Origin of the sequence: Kitasatospora misakiensis (assembly GCF_042656005.1) — a bacterium.
GTDB lineage: Bacteria > Actinomycetota > Actinomycetes > Streptomycetales > Streptomycetaceae > Kitasatospora > Kitasatospora misakiensis.
Genome location: NZ_JBHSOF010000069.1, coordinates 1 through 16,612, shown reverse-complemented (window position 1 = coordinate 16,612; position 16,612 = coordinate 1). Strand labels below are relative to the sequence as shown.

Genomic DNA, 16,612 nt, shown 5'->3' with positions numbered 1-16,612 from the left:
TTCAGCCGAGAGTCGGGTCGAGAGCCGGGTAGTCCGTGTAGCCCGTCTCGCCGCCCACGTACATCAGGTGGGCGTCCCGGATCGGGTTGAGCGGCGCTCCGGTGCGCAGGCGGGTGACCAGGTCGGGGTTGGCGAGGAAGGAGCGGCCGAGGGAGACCAGGTCGGCGCCCGCGTCCAGCAGGCGCTCGGCGGCGTCGCGGCCGCCGTCGGCGGGCAGCGGGCCGGGCCAGGGCAGCGCCGGGTTCGCGATCAGCGGGCCGGACCAGGCCTCGCGCAGGGTGCGGAACAGCGGCTGGTCCGGGTCGGCGAAGACGACGTGCAGGTAGGCGAGGCCGAGGCCGTCGAGGGCGCCCAGGAGTGCCGGGTAGACGTCCTCGACGTCGTCCTCCGCCATGGCGTTGGCGGTGACACCGGGGGCGACGCGCACCCCGACCCGCTCGGCGCCGATCGCCTCGACGACCGCGCGGACCACCTCGACGGTGAGGCGGACGCGGTTGGCGACCGACCCGCCGTAGCCGTCGGTGCGGTGGTTGGTGTGGCGGGAGAGGAACTGGTGGAGCAGGTACCCGTTCGCGGCGTGGATCTCGACCCCGGCGAAGCCCGCGTCCACGGCCCGGCGCGCCGCGGCGGCGAAATCGGCGACGGTGGCGCCGATCTCCTGCTCGGTCATCGCGCGCGGGACGACGTTCTCCCGGTGCCCCGACGGGGTGACGATCGTGCCGGGCATCGGCACCGGTGACGGGGCGAGCGGGTGGTGTCCGCTGGTCTCGGGGTGCCCGACCCGGCCGCCGTGCTGGAGTTGGAGGAACATCTGCCCGCCCGCCGCCCGGACGGCCTCGGTGACGGTTCGCCACCCGGCGACGTGCGAATCGTCGTGGATGGCCGGGATGTTGGGGTAGGTGGCGCCCACCGCGTTGGGCGTGGTGGCCTCCGCGATGATCAGCCCGGCCGACGCGCGTTGGGCGTAGTACGTGGCCGTGATCGCTTCCGGTACGCCCGTGGCGCTCGCGCGGTTGCGGGTCATCGGGGCCATCACCAGGCGGTTCGCCAGCCGCAGGCCGCCGAGGCGGGCGGGCCGGAACAGCGGGGAGTCCGTGCGGTCGGTCTCGGTGGGCGTGTGCGTGGGAACCAGGGTGTTCGTGCTCATGATCGTGCTCCTCGGTCGTCCGTGGTGGTGTCGGCCGGGCTGTCCGGCCCGCTGAACAGACATTCCCGCAGCCCGCTTCGGCTCCGCTGATGGTCTGCTGACGGTCCGACGGCGGCCAAGCGGTGACCGGGGCTGCGACCCTGCGACGGTCCGGTCCGACCAGCTGATGATCATGCTGTGTAGGGTGTGTCCCATGAGGTTCGGGGTGCTCGGCCCGTTGGCGGTGTGGGACGGCGACGGTGCGCCCGTGCGGGTGCCCGAGACCAAGGTGCGGGCCCTGCTGGCCGCCCTGTTGCTGCACGAGGGCCGACCGGTGTCGCCGGACCGCCTCGTCGACGACATCTGGGGCGACGCCGCACCCGCCAACCCCGCCAACGCACTCCAGGCCAAGGTCTCCCAGCTGCGCCGGGCGATCGGCCGCGACCGGGTGACCCACCACCCGGCCGGCTACCGGCTCCTGCTCGACGACGACCCCGCCCAGGTCGACGCGGTCTGCTTCCGGACGCTGGCCGCACGCGCCCGGGACGAGGCCGACGCGCGCGCCCGGGCGGCCGTGCTCACCCGGGCGCTGGACCTGTGGCGCGGACGCCCGTACGCCGACTTCGCCGACGAGGGGTTCGTCCGCCCGGCCGCCCAGCGCCTGGCCGAGGAACGGCTCGCCGTCGTCGAGGAACTGGCGGAATCCCGCCTGGAGTTCGACGATCCGCTGCTGCTCGGCGAGGTGGCCGAGCTGGTGGACCGGCACCCCCTGCGCGAGCGGTTGCGCGGCGTACAGATGCGGGCGCTGTACCGGGCCGGCCGGCAGAGCGAGGCGGTGGCCGCGTACGGCGAACTGCGGGCGCTGCTCGTCGACGAGCTCGGCCTCGACCCGAGTCCCGAACTGGCGGCCCTGCACGAGGCGATCCTGCGACAGGACGCCGCTCTGCTGCCCGCCGCCGTTCCGGACGCCAGGCCCGTCGAGCCCCAGGACGCGACCGCCAAGCGGGTGTCGGACCCGGACGCGTTCCACCGCTCGAACCTGCCGACCCCACGCACCACGCTCGTCGGGCGCGGCCCCGCGCTGGACACCCTCGCCCGGCTCGCCCGCACCGAGCGCCTGGTGACGCTGACCGGCCCCGGGGGAGTGGGCAAGACCCGGCTCGCCCTGGCCCTCGCGCGCCGCCTCGCGGACGACCCCGAAGGCGGCGCGCCGGACGGGGTGCGGCTCGTCGAACTCGCGGCCCTACCCGCCGCCGGACCCGCCGGACCCGCCGGACCCGCCGGACCCGCCGGACCCGACGCCGACGGAGCCGACGCGGCCGACCTCGCCCAGGCGGTGGCCACGGCGCTCGGCATCCGCCGGACCGCCGTCCCGGCCGCGCCCACGGCCGGCCCCTTCCCCGCCCTCGCCGCAGCCCTGCGCGACCGCCGGGCCCTGCTCGTCCTCGACAACTGCGAGCACGTGATCGACCCGGCCGCCGACCTGGTCGCGACACTGCTGGACACCGCGCCGGGGCTGCGCGTCCTGGCCACCAGCCGGGAGTCGCTGCGGCTGCCCGGCGAGGCGGTGTTCCCCGTCGCCCCGCTCGACCCGGTGGCCGCCGCGCAGCTGTTCGCCGAACGCGCCGCGTCGGCTGCACCCGGCTTCGCCCCGCCGACGGGTATGGCGGAGCCGCCGGACGACGGCACGAGAGCCGCCATCGCGGAGATCTGCCACCGCCTGGACGGCATCCCGCTCGCCCTGGAACTCGCGGCCACCCGCGTACGGGCCATGGGCGTACGGGAGTTGGCGGCGCGGATCGGCGACCGGTTCCGCGTCCTCGGTTCCGGGCAGCGCGGTCTCCCGGTCCGGCAGCAGACGCTGCGCGCGGTGATCGACTGGAGCTGGGACCTGCTCACCCCGCCCGAGCGAACCGTGCTGCGGCGCCTGGCCGTTCCCGTCGGCGGCTGCTCCCTGCGGGCGGCCGAGGCGGTGTGCGCGGGGGACGGCATCACCGGTGACGACGTCCTCGACCTGGTGGGTCGCCTGGTCGACCGCTCGCTCGTCGAGGCCGCGCACACCGGTGCAGGCCCGCGCTACGACCTGCTGGAATCGGTCGCCGCCTACGCCCGCGACCGGCTCCACGAGGCGGGGGAGTTCCCGGCCGCCGCGGGGCGCCACGCCGCGTACTTCCGCGAGCTGGCCGAACAGTCCGAAGCCCACCTGCGAGGGGCGGGGCAGCGGGACCGACTCGCCCTGCTGGACGCCGAGTCCGCCAACCTCCGCGCCGCGCTCGACCACCTCCTGCGCACCGGCGACCTCGACGGAGCGGCCCGCGCGGCCACCGCTCTGTGCCCCTGGTGGCTGCTGCGCGGCCGGCTCCACGAGGCACGCCGCGCCCTGACCGCCGTCCTGGACGCCGCCGCCCTCCCGACCCGCGCGCCGACCCCGACCGCGACCCCGACCCCGACCTCGACGCTCGCCGAACTCCAGCTCCTGCACGGCGCGTTCGCCATGCTCACCGGCCACCGCCCACCCGAGCGGGACTGCCCCGAGGCGGACATCGCCGACCCCGTACGGCGCGGCCGGGCGCTCTGGCTGTTCGCCCACGGCCTCCACCACGCCGGCGACCCGGTCGCGGCGCACGCCGTCGCCGCCCGCGCCCTGAACCTCTGCGCCACCGCGGGCGACCGCTGGGGCACCGCCGCCGGTCACGCCCTGCTGGCCCGGACGGCGCTGGCCGCCGGTGACCTGGCGGCAGCCCGCCGCGACGGCCGCACCGCCGCCGCGGACTTCCGCGAACTCGGCGACGGGTGGGGAGAGTTGCAGACCGTGCCGACCCTCGCCACGCTCGCCGAGATCGAGGGCGACTACACCGACGCCGAGTCCCGCTACACCGTCGGGCTGCGCCTCGCCGAGCAACTCGGCCTGGCCGTGGAAGCCTCCGACTGCCTCGCGGGCCTGGGCCGGCTCGCGCTCCTGGCCGGCGACTGGGAGCGGGCCCGCCGAGCGGCGGCCGAGCAGGGCCATCTCTTCGGTGAGGTGTTCGCCGTGATGGGCCTCGCCCTCGGCGCGCGTCGCGCCGGCGAGCTCGACGAGGCGGAGCGCCACCTCACGGCGATGCGTGACGACTACCCGTCGTCGACGGCCGGACGACACCTGATCGAGGTGGAGCTCGGCTTCGTCGCCGAACTGCGCGGCCGGCCCGCACAGGCCGCCGTCCACCAGGCCCACGGCCTGGCCCACGCCCGGGAGTTGGCCGAACCGCGCGCCCTCGCCCTCTCCCTGGAGGGCACCGCCGGCGCGGCCGCGGCCGTCGGCGGCACCTCGGGCTTCACCCGCGCCGCGCTGCTCCTGGGCGCCGCCGACGCCGCCCGCCGGAGCGCCGGTGTGCCCCTCCCGCCGGGCGGCGAGCGCGCGGACGTCGACCGGATCACCGCCGCGGCCCGTACGGGCCTGGGCGCGGCCCGCTTCGCCGCCGCCTTCGAGGAGGGCGCGTCCCTCCCGCTCGCGGTCGCCGTCCGCACCGCCACCGAAACCTGACCCGGACGCCGGACGCCGAGGCCGAAGGCGGTCCCCACGGCGTAGCGACACCCCCGAGGGCGGCGCCGCTACGCCGTCACATCACCGCGCCGACAGCCGCGGCGTCCGCGGCGGCACCGTCCGCCGGCTGCCGGTCGCCTCGAAGGCCGCGGCGAGGGCCAGCAGGGCGTTGTCGTCATAGGCGCGACCGGCAAACGTCAGGCCGACGGGCATACCGATGTCCGCCATCGCGCCCATCGGCACGGTCACCGTGGGGATGCCGAGGTGGCGGGGCGCCAGGTTGCCGTTGGCGACCCAGACGCCGTTGCGCCAGCCGAGCTCGGCGGAGGCCTCGGAGACGTCCATGTCGGCCGGGCCGACGTCGGCGGCCGTGGGGAACACCACCGCGTCCAGGCGCAGTTCGTCCATCCACTCCTCCAGGTCGATCCGGCGGGTCTCCTCCAGGCCGCGCAGCCCCTCTTCGAGGTGCGGCATGTCGGCGAAGGAGGCGTACGGGCGCTCGCGCACCAGGCGCGGGTAGTCGCCGATCGAGTCGTCGAACCCGGCGTAGCGGTCCGGGAGTTCGCCCTGCTGCGTGGGCCAGATCCGGTCGCCGTCGACCTCGGCCAGGGTGGCCAGCGCCGGGTCGCCGTTGGCGCGCAGGAAGTCGTCCCAGGCCCAGGCGGACAGGTCCTCGATCTCGACGGTGAGGAAGTCGCGGGAGACCAGACCGCGGGTGAGCAGCGAGGGGGCGCCGGGGCGGTCGGATTCGTAGTTGGTCACGACGGGGAAGTCGACCTCGACCACCTCGGCGCCGGCGGCCTCCAGGTCGCGGCGCGCGGCTTCCCACAGGGCGATCACCGAGGGGCGGGTGTCGATCCGCTGCCCGGTCTGGCCGCCGATGCCGCCGTCGGGGTTGGTGCCGGCGTCGGGGTCGGCGTTGATGTACATCCTGGGCACGCCCACCCGCTTACCGGCGAGCGCGGCGCTCTCCGCCGCCCGGTCGGCGGGTGCGAGCGCGGGGTACGACGCGGGCCGGACCTGCGAGGCGGCGGGCAGCGCCACCCACGGCTGCGCCCGCCAGAGGTCGCCGCGGGTGTCCGCGTCGTCGGCGACGATGACGTCGAGCAGTTCGAGCAGGTCGGCCATGGTGCGGGTGTGCGGGACGACGACGTCCATGGTGGGGACGAGCGGCCAGTTGCCGCGCACCGAGATGACGCCGCGGCTGGGCGTGTAGGCGCACAGGGCGTTGTTCGACGCGGGCGCCCGGCCGGAGGACCAGGTCTCCTCGCCGAGGCCGAAGGCGCCGAACGAGGCCGCCGTCGCGGTGCCGGAGCCGTTGGAGGAGCCGGAGCCGTAGGCGCTGGTGAGCCAGTCGGCGCTGTAGGGGCTCTCGGCGCGGCCGTACACGCCGCGCTGCATGCCGCCGTTGGCCATCGGCGGCATGTTGGTGAGGCCGATGAGGACGGCGCCGCCCGCGCGCAGCCGTTCGACGGCGAAGGCGTCGCGCTGGGCGACGAGGTGCTCGAAGGCCGGCGAACCGGCCGCGGCCGTCAGCCCCTTCGCGAGGTAACTGTCCTTCGCCGTGTACGGGATGCCGTCGAGCGGGCCGAGGGTCTCGCCGCGCGCGCGGCGGACGTCCGAAGCCTCCGCCTCGGCGCGGGCGTCCGGGTTCATCACGACCATCGCGTTGAGCGCGGTGGCGGTGCCGGGCCGGTCGTAGGCGTCGATCCGGGCGAGGTAGGCGTCGAGCAGCTCGACCGAGGTGGTCTCGCCCTTCTCCAGCGCCTCGCGCAGGTCGGCGATACAGGTCTCCACAACATCGAATCCGCGCGCCATGCGGGTGTCTCCTGGTTGGTCGGATCGGGTCGGATCGGGTCGGATCGGGATCGGGACGGGCGCGGGCCGTCGCACCTCCCGTCGCCTGACTGGAATTTCAGTCTAGATGACCGATCCAGCACCACCAGAGCCGGAGGCGCCCGACCCTACCGCGCCCCGACGGCCGGCCCCCGGGCTGTGACGCAGGTCACCTCGAACGCAGAACCCGCGCGCCGATCCCGGCGTCTGGCTGGTGTGAGATCACGCAGGAGAGCACTGGACGAGCTGGACGAGGAACGCCTCGTCCGGCTGGTGGCCAAGGGCGACCGCCGGGCCTTCGACGAGCTGTACCGACGCACCGCGCCGTGGCTGGCGGTGCGGCTGCGCCGCCGCTGCGCGGACGAGCAGATCGTCGCCGAGGTCATGCAGGAGACCTTTCTGGCGGTGTGGCGCGCGGCCGGCGCGTTCGCCGGGAGCGCCGTCGGCGGGTCGGCGGTCGGATGGCTGTGGACGATCGCGGCGCGCCGCCTGGTCGACGCGTTCCGCCGCCGCGCCCACCACGCCGAACCGCCCGTCGCCGCCGCCGAGCGGGCCGTGGTGCCCGCGGCGGAGGACGAGGCCCTGGCCGGGACGGTGGGCGGCGACGTCGGTGACGCCCTGCGGCGACTGGCGCCGGAACTCCGCGAGGTCCTGCAGGCCACGGTGCTCGACGGACTCTCCGTCCGGGAGACCGCCGTCCTGCTCAGACTGCCCGAAGGCACGGTCAAGACCCGCGCCCGCCGGGCCCGGATCGCGATGCGGGAGGCACTGGCGTGACCAAGCGGAACGAACAGTCGAACGGCCCCACCGAACACGCGTCCCGCCGACTGATCGACGACTACGCCCGGGGCGACACGACCATCGCCGCCGACACGGTCTGGGCGCTGGAGGCCCACCTGGAGGCCTGCGCCCCGTGCCGGAGCCGGCTGGCGGCCTCGGTCGCCACCGAGGCACCCGACATCGCCGCACTGGTCGACACCGTCCGCGCCAGCCTGGAGCCGCAGCTGGACGCGGCCGTCCGGGCACCCTCGCGGCGACACCTCGCACGCTCGGCGCCGACCTGGCTGACGCCGGTCATGGCCCCGTGGCTGGCCATGACCGGCGCCGTCACCCTGGTGGCGCTGCTGCTGGACGCCGTCGCGGCGCCGACCTTCCTCGGCGACACCTCCCCTGTGCTGCCGCTCGCACCGGTGCTGCCGCTGTTCGGCGTCGCCGCCTCCTGGTCGCGCCGACTGGACCCGGCGCACGAACTGACCGCCTCCACCGCCCGCGCCGGGCTGCCCCTGCTCCTCCGGCGCACCACCGCCGTCCTCCTGGTGGTCGTGCCCGGGCTGCTGGTGGGGGGCTGGCTGACCGGCACGATAACCGCCGCGCAGTGGCTGCTGCCCTCCCTGGCCTTCACCTCCACCGCCCTGGCGCTGGGCAGCGTCATCGGCGTCACCCGCGCCGCCGTCGGACTGATGGCCGCATGGGGCGCGGCGGTCCTCGTCCCCGCCTGGGTCACCGGCGGCGTCCCCCCGGCCCTGCGGCTCCTCCTGCAAGCGGACCGGCTGCCCGTCTGGGGGCTGCTCCTCGCCCTCGCGACCGCCGCCGTGATCGCCCGCAGAAACACCTACCCAACGCTGTGAAGCCACCGCCGACCCTCGAAAGGGACCACCGAATGTCGCCCACCACGAGCGCGGCCGACACCGCGCCGAAGACCTACGCCTGGGAGATCCGGGCCGACGGCCTGAGAGTCCGCGTCGGACGGAAGAAAATGGCCGTCGACGGACTCGACCTCAACCTGGGCATCGGCACCCACGGCCTGCTGGGGCCCAACGGAGCGGGGAAGACCACCCTGATCCGCACGCTGGCCACCGTGCTGCGCCCCACCGAGGGCGAACTGGAACTGCTCGGCACCACCGTCGGCGCGGTCGGCGACTACCGGGCCCTGCGGCGCCGGATCGGCTACCTGCCGCAGGACTTCGGCTACTACAAGCGCTTCACGGTGCGCGAGTTCGTCGAGTACATGGCCTGGCTGAAGGAGGTGCCGAAGGCCGCCGTCCCCGCGGCCGTCCAACGGGCGGTGGAACGGGTGGGCCTGGCGGACCGCGCCGACCACCGGATGAAGACGCTGTCCGGCGGCATGGTGCGGCGGGCCGGCATCGCCCAGGCCATCGTCAACGACCCCGCCGTGCTGCTGCTGGACGAGCCGACGGCCGGCCTGGACCCGGCGCAGCGGCTGCGCTTCCGCGAACTGCTGCACGAACTGGGCCGCGACACCTGCGTGCTGGTCTCCACCCACCTGGTCGAGGACGTCGCGGCGGCCTGCTCCGACGTGGTGCTCTTCGCCGACGGCCGCCTGGTCTTCCAGGGCACACCGGACGAGCTGGCCGCGGCGGGCGGCGCCGAGTTCCCGGGCGACAGCCCCCTGGAGCGCGGCTACTCGGCGCTGCTCAGCACCTCCGGCCGGCCGGGAGGCACCTGGTGAACGGGCGTGTCCTGGGGATCGAACTGCGGCGCTCCGCCGCCCCGTGGCCCGGCCTCGTCGTCCTGGGCGGCAGCCTGGCGGTGTTCTGCTTGATGGACGGGATCTGGTGGAAGGGCACTGCGGGCTGGACGGCCCAGTGGACGCCGATGGCCATGTGGACCCGCTACCTGCTGGGCTTCTGGTGGCCGCTGGTGGTGGGCACGGGCGCGGTGTACGGGCTGCGCGAGTCCCGCTCGCGGATGGCCGAACTGCTGGCCACCACACCGCTGCCGGCCTGGCGCCGGGCGGCGGTGCCGGCCGGCGCCATGGCGCTCGCGGCGGCTTCGGGCTTCGGCCTCGTGGTCCTCGTGGGCGGCGTCCAGGTGGCGCTCGGCCCGACCGACTACACCCACCTCGGCTGGCTGCCCGTCTCGCTGGTGGCGGCGCTGGCCCTCGTCGCGGGGGCCGTGTTCGGGATGGGCGTCGGGCGGGCCTTGCCCTTCGTCCTCACCCCGCCGGCCCTGGTGGTCCTCACCCTTCTGACCAGCCTGTTCCTGGGGCAGAACGGTGACGGGGCACTGCCGTCGACCGTCGCGCCGAACCGGCTCGCCCAGCTGTCCCCGGTGACGGTGGAGCCGCGGGAGATGCTGCTGACGCTGTCCGGCTCGGTGCACCTCGGTCAGACGCTCTGGCTGCTCGGCCTGCTCGGCACCGGCTTCGCCCTGCTGTCGGCCGTGACCCGGCGGGCCCGGCTGCTCGCGGTGGTTCCCGTCCTGGTGGGCGCGGCCCTGGCCCTGCTGGTCCTGCCGGCGGCGGCGCGCGACACCTACGTCGTCGACCGGGCCGCCGCCGCGCCGGTCTGCGACGGACCGGTCTGCGTGACGCGGGCGAACCGCGCACGCCTGCCCGAGCTGGCGCTCCGCGGCAAGGAGGCGCTGCGCGTGCTGCACGACGCCCTGGGCGACCAGGCGCCGACCTCGGTGCGGGAGGACACCCGGCTGCGCGCGCTCGGCGACGTCCGCGAACTCTCCGCCGACGTGGTGCTGGTGGACTTCGACGAACACCTGCTCGCCGACGCGACGGGCGAGCGGCTGACCCGCGCGCTGATCGCCCAGGGGCTGGCACCGAACTGCCATGGGCGCAGCGACCGGGAGGGCGGGGACAGCGGTGGCATCGCCGTCCAGAGCATCGCCGTGAGCTGGGCCCTCCGTGATGCCCGGCTCCAGCCGCTGGAGAAGAAGGAGAGCGACGTGTACTCGCTCAAGGCCTGGGAGGACGCCGAGCTCGGCTGGCAGAAGCTGACGGCGCGGTCACCGGCCGAGCAGCGCGCGCGGATCGCCGAACTGCGCGACGCCACCGTCTCCTGCACGGGGTACGACCAGCTTTCGAAGCTGGCGGGGGAGGCGTCCTGATGAGCAGTTGGCTGGTGCTGTACGCCCGTTCACGGCAGGTGCCCGTCTCGGCCGCCGCCGTCGCGCTCGTCACGCTGGCGGTGTGGGCGCTCCACAGCCCGGGCCCGCTGGACCTGGGGATGGCGGTCGTCGTCCTCACCGCGAACGTGGCGGCCGCGTCCGTCGGGCTCGGCGGGCGGGACGTGGTGCTGGAGCGGACGGCCGCGATCCGGTGGGCGCCCCGCCGGGCGGCGCACGTGCTGCTGATCGGCGCCTGTGCGGGCGTGGCGCTGCTGGCGGCCCAGGCGGCGGGAGCGAAGCTCGCGCCCACCGAGGTGGTGGTCCGGGGCAGCGCGGGCCTGGTCGGCCTGGCCGGGCTGGGGGCGGCGCTGTGCGGGGCGCACTTCGCCTGGACCCTGCCGACCGGCTGGCTCGCGTTCACCCTTCTCGTCCCGGCCCCGCGCGGCACGGTGGGGGAGGTGGTCAGCTGGATGACCTTCCCCCCGGGCACGGCGGCGTCCAGCTGGACCGCCTGGATCCTGCTGGCGACCGGGACGGTCGTGTACGCCGTGGCAGGTCCGAGACGGTGACGGGCGCGCCGCCGGCCGTTGTCAGGGGGTGGACATCGTCGGGGTCGAGCGGGGTCAGAGGGAGTACATCGCGCTCAGAGGGTGTACATCGCGCTGTACGGCGGGGTGACGCGTTCTTGCCGTGACCCGAAGTCGACGAGGACGGCGATGTCGCCGTCCCCCTCGACGCCGATGACACGGCCGAGGCCGTACCGGTCGTGGGTGACCCGGTCGCCGACGGTGAAGTGCTTGCGGGGTGCCTCCACCGGAGCCTTGAAGGGGCTGTTGGGGAGGGGGCGGCGCGCTGCTGAATAATTCGTCATCCCCACCAGTATGCGCCGGAAACCCCGGGAGCGAACCCTTTTCGGCGCATGCGAGTTCGAGCGGAGCGGAATGTCGCAGGTCGGTGCGGTCCGCGCGCGGGCGGTCAGGGTGGGCGCGGAGGATTGCCCGCGCGCCCTCGCCGCCGCGGCACGACCGGGGGAGGGCGGTGGGATCCGCCCTCCCCCGCCGTCGGTTCGGAGGGCCCGCGAGCGCGCCAACCACCGTGCGCCCGGGGCCCGTTGGCGCCCGCGACGGCCCGGGGCGGGCGGCCCCGGGAGCACTTTTCAAAAATTGGGGGCGAAATATTCGCCCGCGGCGAGCCCGAGCCTGCTAGAGTCGACCTAGTTGCAGTAGTGGTCCCCATGAACTTTGTGTGCGCCTGCTGATGTTTCGCAGGCGCATTTTTGTTTACCCGGCTCTTCCCCGGGTGGGTGCTTGTGCGGCGACTCGGAGCACACGCTGTGTGCGCTCCGGACGCTTTGAAGGAGAAATTTTTATGGCTAATGGCACCGTGAAGTGGTTCAACTCGGAAAAGGGCTTCGGCTTCATCGAGCAGGACGGTGGCGGTCCGGACGTGTTCGCCCACTACTCGAACATCAACGCCAACGGCTTCCGTGAGCTGCTCGAGGGCCAGAAGGTCGAGTTCGACGTCACGCAGGGTCAGAAGGGCCCGCAGGCCGAGAACATTCGCCCGCTGTAGTACTTCTGCCACGGCACCCGCCAAGCAGCGAGGGGCCCGCACCGCGTACACGCTCGGTGCGGGCCCCTCGGCATGTGCGCCACGGCGCATCCCCGGCCGTTCCGGCCCGTTTCGGCCGTTCAGGCCCGTTCCTTGCGGTCTCCGCCGGTGCTCCGCGCCATGGAGCCTTCCTCGTGACGTGCCGCCCCGAGGAAGGTTTCCCGTATGAGCCGTTCCAGTCGCTCGCCCTATCAGAACGCCAACTCCCGCTCCGCCGCCGCCTCCCGCTCCGCGGGGGGCTCCCGTTCGGGTGGCGGCGCCTTCTACGGCGCCCGGCCCGCCGGAGGCCGACGGACCCCCGGCCGTGGCGCCGGCCAGGGCGCGTCCGCGCCGGCCGAGTTCGCGATGCCGGTCAGCACCACCCCGGCCCTGCCCGCCGTCGAGTCCTTCGCCGAGCTGGACATGCCGAAGGCCCTGCTGTCGGTACTGACCCGCCAGGGCGTCACCACGCCCTTCCCGATCCAGGCCGCGACGCTGCCGAACTCGCTGGCCGGCCGCGACGTCCTCGGACGCGGCCGCACCGGCTCGGGCAAGACCATCGCCTTCGGCCTCGCCGTACTGGCCCGCACCGCCGGGCGCCGGGCCGAGAAGGGCCGCCCGCTGGCCCTGGTGCTGGTCCCCACCCGCGAACTCGCGCAGCAGGTCACCGAGGCCCTCACCCCCTACGCCCACGCGCTGCGGCTGAGGCTGGCGACCGCGGTCGGCGGGATGTCGATCGGACGCCAGGCCCAGGCGCTGAACCGCGGGGCCGAGGTCGTGGTGGCCACGCCCGGCCGGCTCAAGGACCTGATCCAGCGCGGTGACTGCCGGCTCGACGAGGTCGGCATCACGGTGCTCGACGAGGCCGACCAGATGGCCGACATGGGCTTCCTGCCGCAGGTCACCGAACTCCTGGAGCAGGTCGCCGAGGGCGGCCAGACGATGCTGTTCTCCGCCACCCTGGACCGCAACGTGGACCGGCTGGTGCGGCGCTTCCTCAACGACCCGGTCACCCACTCGGTGGACCCGTCGGCGGGCGCGGTGAGCACCATGGAGCACCACGTCCTGCACGTGCAGAACTTCGACAAGGGCGCCACGATCGCCCACATCGCGTCCCGGGACGGCCGGGTGATCATGTTCACCGACACCAAGGACGGCGCCGACCGCCTGGTGGCGGACCTGCTCGCGAACGGGGTGAAGGCCGCGGCCCTGCACGGCGGCAAGTCCCAGCCCCAGCGCAACCGCACCCTGGACCAGTTCCGGACCGGCCAGGTCACGGCCCTGATCGCGACCAACGTCGCCGCCCGGGGCATCCACATCGACGGCCTCGACCTGGTCGTCAACCTGGACCCGCCGACCGACCACAAGGACTACCTCCACCGGGGCGGCCGCACCGCCCGGGCCGGCGAGTCCGGCACCGTGGTCACGCTGGTGCTGCCCAACCAGCGCCGCGCGATGACCCGCCTGATGGCGACGGCGGCCATCACCCCCGTCACCACCCGGGTCACCGCCGGCGATGAGGACCTGGCCCGGATCACCGGCGCCCGGGTGCCCACCGGCGTCCCCACCGTGATTCCCGACCCCGTGGTCGAGCGCCCGCGCCGCAGCCCGTCCGCGAGCCGGGGTCACCGAGGCCGCTCCACCCGCACGGCCGGCGACACCCGGACCGGCGGCGACACCCGTACGGCCGGCGGCACCCGCACCGGCTCCGGCCGCGACGCCCAGGGCTCCACCGGCCGTCGCCGCCCGCCCCGGCGCGCCACCGTCGCCGCGTAGCACCGCCCTCGCCGTGAGGCGCCGACGAGCCCGGTCCGCAGCTGCGGACCGGGCTCGTCGGGTTTCTCGGGCCGTCGCCCGTTCCGCCCCTGCTGCCTGCTGCCTGCTGCCTGCTGCCTGCTGCCTGCGGGCTGGCAGCGGTAAAGCTTGGCGAGCCGGCGGGGAAGTCTTGTATCGTTCCTCGCGAATCATCCAGAGGGGTGGAGGGACCGGCCCTACGAAGCCCCGGCAGCTCCCCGTTCGACCCGGCGTCCGAAGTACGCGCCGTGCCGTCCGGGATCAGTGCCAACTCCGGCCTGTCGCCAATGTGGCGCGGGAAAGATGAGGAGACACGGTGCTCTCAGTGCTGTCCTTCCCCCGGGCGCTTCCCGTCCCGGGCCTTCCGCGTACCCGTCTCGTGCCCGGCGCAGGCAATCGGCCGACTTCTGCGGCCCGCCCTCGCTGACCACCCCCCCGGCTCCCTGCGGGGAGTCTCCGTGAGCGGGCCCATGCGCGGCTCACGGGATCTGAGACGGAGTACATCCATGGAGAACACGAGCGGCGTCGGCGTGCTCGACAAGGTCACCTCGATCCTCGGCACCCTGGAGGCCGGCCCCGCCACCCTGGCCGGCCTGGTCGCGGTGACCGGCCTGGCGCGGCCCACGGCCCACCGGCTCGCCGTCGCACTCGAACAGCACCGCCTGGTCGCCCGGGACGTGGAGGGCCGGTTCATCCTCGGCCCCCGGCTCGGGGAGCTGTCGGCCGCCGCCGGTGAGGACCGGCTGCTGGCCGCCGCCGGCCCGGTCCTCAGCGGGCTGCGCGACCTCACCGGCGAGAGCGCCCAGCTCTACCGCCGCCAGGGCGGGGTCCGGATCTGCGTGGCCGCCGCCGAGCGCCTCTCCGGCCTGCGGGACACCGTGCCGGTGGGGGTCACCCTCCCGATGAAGGTCGGCGCCGCCGCCCAGGTCCTGCTCGCCTGGGAGGAGCCCGAGCGGCTCCACCGCGGCCTTCAGGGGGCCCGGTTCACCGCGACGGCCCTGAGCGGGGTGCGGCGCCGGGGCTGGGCCCAGTCGATCGGGGAGCGCGAGATCGGTGTCGCCTCCGTCTCCGCGCCCGTCCGCGGACCGGCCAACCGGGTGGTGGCCGCCGTCACGGTCTCCGGTCCGATCGAACGGCTCACCCGCCACCCCGGCGCCCTGCTCTCCTCGGTCGTCGTCGAGGCGGCGGACCGCCTCACCGAGTCGCTCCGCCGCCCCTGACCGGCTCAACCGCCCTCCACCGCCGCCCTGTTGTCCGCTCCTGCGGTCACCGCAGGCTGTCGAGATCGACGCTGTCGGCCATGGCCCGGTAGCCGAGCGGGCTGGGGTGGAGGTGGTCGCCGGCGTGGTAGCCGTCCGGGATGGCGCCGGTGCCCGCCGGGTCGATCGCCCGGTCGAAGTCGGCCACCGCGTCGTACGCGCCGGACGAGCGGATCCACTCGTTCAGGTCGCGACGCAGCCGGTCGGTCCGCTCACTCCAGAACGGTGCGCCGCCGAAGGGCATCAGGGTGGCGCCGACGGCCTTGACGCCACGGGCGTGGGCGGTGCGGATCAGGGCGCGGTGGGCGTCGATCAGCCGCTGGAGCGTGACGGGCGGGTCGTCGCGGTCCACCCCGCAGACCTGGTCGCCGGCGCGGAGGATGTCGTTCACACCGTGCGAGACGATCACGGTGCCGACGTTCGGCTGGTCGAGCACGTCGCGCTCGAAGCGGGCCAGGGCGCTCTCCCCGGCGCAGGCGGAATCGGCGAGCATCTTGTTCGAGCCGATGCCGGCGTTGAGCACGGGGCGCGGCCGGTCGGCGGCGAGGAGCCGTTCGGCGAGACGGTCGGGGTAGCGGTCGTCCCCGTCGACGGTGGCCCCGAACCCGTCGGTGGTGGACTCGCCGAACGCCACCACCGCCCTGCCCACCGGCCGCCCGCCGGTGACCTCGACGCCGCTCAGGTAGTACCAGGAGCCGTATCCGGGGCGGACGGCGTCGCCGAACGCCGCCGCGCCGGTGTCACCGCGGTGGTCGCCGTCGGCCCGGTACGTGGTGGTCATCGAGAGCTGGTGGTAGGTGGCCGGGCCGGTCGGGCCGTCGAAGTAGAGGGTCAGCGCGACCCGGTCGCCGGCCGCCGTCGGCAGCGGCACCGGGTCACTGAGCACCTCCCCGCCGGCCGGGACGACGACGGAGTCCCGGTGCGCGAAGCGCAACGGCCGCAGCGTCCCTGGGACGACGGCCGCCCCGTCGGCGGCCCGGCCGGCGCCGGCGCCGGTCAGCCGCAGGGGAGTCGTCCCGTAGAGGTTGGACAGCCGGAACCGGACGGACTTGCCGCCCGTGCTGAGCCGCACCACCTCCCGCACCGACTGGTGGTCGAAGCCCTGCTCGGCCCAGGTCGCGAACCAGGGCGCCGTGGAGGGCCGCATCATCGACGCGGACCACGCGGCCGACCAGCGCTGCGCGTGCGCCGAGCCGGCCGAGGCGGGGGCGGCGGTCGCGGTGATCGACAGGGCGGCGGTCAGTGCGGCGACGGAAGCGACGCGGCTGAGCGGATTCAGCGGATTCATGGGGCCCTCCTCGGGGCGTGTCGGTCGGTCTCATGACCACTGACTCCCTGCGGCGAGGAAATGTGACACGGGGTCGGCCGGGCCGGTGCGGTCCGCGTGCGGTCGTGGCCCGGCCCCCGACGGGGCGATTTGTTTTGGGCTCGGCGGAGGAGTACTGTCGCCCAGTCGCTTGGCAGGGAGCACCGGACACGCAACAGCGCGGACGGTCCCGGAGCGGCCAATCCTCTGGAAACACCAGCGCGGCCCGGCATCGGGTTTCTTTGGCGTGCTCATTTCGGATGATTGCGGCCGGATTCGCCTTTCGGGGCGGGGATCGGCTAGAGTTTGAAACGTCG

At 74.7% G+C, this 16,612-nt stretch carries 13 protein-coding genes and 1 riboswitch; of the genes, 9 read left to right on the top strand and 4 right to left on the bottom strand.

Annotated elements, in window-relative coordinates; all coding sequences use genetic code 11:
• Position 1 precedes the first annotated feature (1 nt).
• Complete coding sequence (locus ACFP3U_RS33285; RefSeq protein ID WP_380229491.1) at positions 2–1,147, bottom strand: oxidoreductase; 1,146 nt, start codon at positions 1,145–1,147, stop codon at positions 2–4.
• Between the two features lie 193 nt (positions 1,148–1,340).
• Between ACFP3U_RS33285 and ACFP3U_RS33280 the strand changes: the two genes are divergently transcribed.
• A complete protein-coding gene (locus ACFP3U_RS33280) occupies positions 1,341–4,649 on the top strand; it encodes an AfsR/SARP family transcriptional regulator (protein WP_380229490.1) in 3,309 nt (1,102 codons plus the stop codon).
• A gap of 81 nt (positions 4,650–4,730) precedes the next feature.
• On the opposite strand, the gene ACFP3U_RS33275 is transcribed toward ACFP3U_RS33280, so the two are convergent.
• Positions 4,731–6,467, bottom strand: coding sequence for an amidase (locus tag ACFP3U_RS33275; RefSeq protein ID WP_380229489.1), 1,737 nt, complete (start codon positions 6,465–6,467; stop codon positions 4,731–4,733).
• A 234-nt stretch (positions 6,468–6,701) separates the two neighbouring features.
• On the opposite strand from ACFP3U_RS33275, the gene ACFP3U_RS33270 reads away from it, so the two are divergent.
• Genes ACFP3U_RS33270 through ACFP3U_RS33250 form a run of 5 tightly spaced genes read left to right on the top strand, consistent with a single transcriptional unit; the run spans position 6,702 to position 10,915 of the window.
• Positions 6,702–7,262 (top strand): RNA polymerase sigma factor, encoded by a 561-nt coding sequence (locus tag ACFP3U_RS33270; protein WP_380229488.1) that lies wholly within the window; start codon positions 6,702–6,704, stop codon positions 7,260–7,262.
• A 50-nt stretch (positions 7,263–7,312) separates the two neighbouring features.
• Positions 7,313–8,113: a zf-HC2 domain-containing protein gene (locus tag ACFP3U_RS33265; RefSeq protein ID WP_380229506.1), complete on the top strand. Its 801-nt coding sequence runs from the start codon at positions 7,313–7,315 to the stop codon at positions 8,111–8,113.
• Positions 8,114–8,145: 32 nt separating this feature from the next.
• Positions 8,146–8,955: an ABC transporter ATP-binding protein gene (locus ACFP3U_RS33260; RefSeq protein WP_380229487.1), complete on the top strand. Its 810-nt coding sequence runs from the start codon at positions 8,146–8,148 to the stop codon at positions 8,953–8,955.
• Positions 8,952–10,346 (top strand): hypothetical protein, encoded by a 1,395-nt coding sequence (locus tag ACFP3U_RS33255; RefSeq protein ID WP_380229486.1) that lies wholly within the window; start codon positions 8,952–8,954, stop codon positions 10,344–10,346. Before ACFP3U_RS33260 ends, ACFP3U_RS33255 begins: the two co-directional genes overlap by 4 nt.
• The gene (locus tag ACFP3U_RS33250; RefSeq protein ID WP_380229485.1) at positions 10,346–10,915 is read left to right on the top strand and encodes a hypothetical protein; all 570 of its coding nucleotides are present in this window, start codon (positions 10,346–10,348) and stop codon (positions 10,913–10,915) included. The genes ACFP3U_RS33255 and ACFP3U_RS33250 overlap by 1 nt, the downstream gene beginning before the upstream one ends.
• A gap of 74 nt (positions 10,916–10,989) precedes the next feature.
• Here the strand turns inward: ACFP3U_RS33250 and ACFP3U_RS33245 are convergent, their stop codons facing one another.
• Positions 10,990–11,217 carry a hypothetical protein gene (locus ACFP3U_RS33245; RefSeq protein WP_030303994.1) on the bottom strand — a complete coding sequence of 76 codons (228 nt, stop codon included), beginning with the start codon at positions 11,215–11,217 and terminating at the stop codon, positions 10,990–10,992.
• Between the two features lie 497 nt (positions 11,218–11,714).
• Here ACFP3U_RS33245 and ACFP3U_RS33240 point away from each other — a divergent pair, with 497 nt between their 5' ends.
• From ACFP3U_RS33240 to ACFP3U_RS33230, 3 genes are all read left to right on the top strand, one after another.
• Positions 11,715–11,918 (top strand): cold-shock protein, encoded by a 204-nt coding sequence (locus tag ACFP3U_RS33240; RefSeq protein ID WP_030303996.1) that lies wholly within the window; start codon positions 11,715–11,717, stop codon positions 11,916–11,918.
• Between the two features lie 204 nt (positions 11,919–12,122).
• A complete protein-coding gene (locus ACFP3U_RS33235) occupies positions 12,123–13,712 on the top strand; it encodes a DEAD/DEAH box helicase (protein WP_380229484.1) in 1,590 nt (529 codons plus the stop codon).
• A gap of 185 nt (positions 13,713–13,897) precedes the next feature.
• Positions 13,898–14,040, top strand: a riboswitch (SAM riboswitch).
• 196 nt (positions 14,041–14,236) lie between these two features.
• Positions 14,237–14,950 (top strand): IclR family transcriptional regulator, encoded by a 714-nt coding sequence (locus ACFP3U_RS33230; RefSeq protein WP_380229483.1) that lies wholly within the window; start codon positions 14,237–14,239, stop codon positions 14,948–14,950.
• 46 nt (positions 14,951–14,996) lie between these two features.
• On the opposite strand, the gene ACFP3U_RS33225 is transcribed toward ACFP3U_RS33230, so the two are convergent.
• A complete protein-coding gene (locus ACFP3U_RS33225; protein ID WP_380229482.1) occupies positions 14,997–16,277 on the bottom strand; it encodes an SGNH/GDSL hydrolase family protein in 1,281 nt (426 codons plus the stop codon).
• Between the last annotated feature and the right edge of the window lie 335 nt (positions 16,278–16,612).

Coding starts and splice junctions, on each gene's coding strand:
- ACFP3U_RS33250 (WP_380229485.1), top strand. CDS start 10,346: ATGAGCAGTTGGCTGGTGCTGTACGCCCGTTCACGGCAGGTGCCCGTC.
- ACFP3U_RS33240 (WP_030303996.1), top strand. CDS start 11,715: ATGGCTAATGGCACCGTGAAGTGGTTCAACTCGGAAAAGGGCTTCGGC.
- ACFP3U_RS33260 (WP_380229487.1), top strand. CDS start 8,146: ATGTCGCCCACCACGAGCGCGGCCGACACCGCGCCGAAGACCTACGCC.
- ACFP3U_RS33230 (WP_380229483.1), top strand. CDS start 14,237: ATGGAGAACACGAGCGGCGTCGGCGTGCTCGACAAGGTCACCTCGATC.
- ACFP3U_RS33245 (WP_030303994.1), bottom strand. CDS start 11,217: ATGACGAATTATTCAGCAGCGCGCCGCCCCCTCCCCAACAGCCCCTTC.
- ACFP3U_RS33275 (WP_380229489.1), bottom strand. CDS start 6,467: ATGGCGCGCGGATTCGATGTTGTGGAGACCTGTATCGCCGACCTGCGC.
- ACFP3U_RS33285 (WP_380229491.1), bottom strand. CDS start 1,147: ATGAGCACGAACACCCTGGTTCCCACGCACACGCCCACCGAGACCGAC.
- ACFP3U_RS33235 (WP_380229484.1), top strand. CDS start 12,123: ATGAGCCGTTCCAGTCGCTCGCCCTATCAGAACGCCAACTCCCGCTCC.
- ACFP3U_RS33280 (WP_380229490.1), top strand. CDS start 1,341: ATGAGGTTCGGGGTGCTCGGCCCGTTGGCGGTGTGGGACGGCGACGGT.
- ACFP3U_RS33225 (WP_380229482.1), bottom strand. CDS start 16,277: ATGAATCCGCTGAATCCGCTCAGCCGCGTCGCTTCCGTCGCCGCACTG.